The following is a 319-nucleotide window of genomic DNA, read 5'->3' as shown; positions in this document are numbered from 1 at the left end:
CGAACAATCCCGCTTTCAATCGGCAAATCCTGTTTGGCTTGTCCATCTGCGTTAACGACAGTGCCGTTTTTGATCAATACGCGCATAGCAAACTCCAAAAACCCTCCGGCGAACCGGAGGGGAATAAGTGAAGAGTAATTACTCTGTTGCCAGCCAGCTTAACGGGATTGCAGCGTACATCGCGGCACAGGTCACCAGGTGAGATTTCCAGGTTTTTTCGTTAGGTGCATGCGCTTCAGGTTCTTTACCCGGGCCAAAGCCGATCACCGGAATGCCGTGACGGCCCATGATAGATACGCCGTTAGTTGAGAAGGTCCAC

1 pseudogene is annotated in these 319 nt (G+C 51.7%); it reads right to left on the bottom strand.

The features are described 5' to 3' along the window. Nucleotides 1-138 precede the first annotated feature (138 nt). Nucleotides 139-319 (bottom strand): annotated as a pseudogene (locus EOS_RS45480) (hypothetical protein); the annotation flags it as partial.

Source organism: Caballeronia mineralivorans PML1(12) (assembly GCF_001028175.1).
Lineage (GTDB): Bacteria > Pseudomonadota > Gammaproteobacteria > Burkholderiales > Burkholderiaceae > Caballeronia > Caballeronia mineralivorans.
The sequence above is the reverse complement of the archived record's forward strand: the minus strand, read 5'-3'. Positions and strand labels throughout refer to the sequence as shown.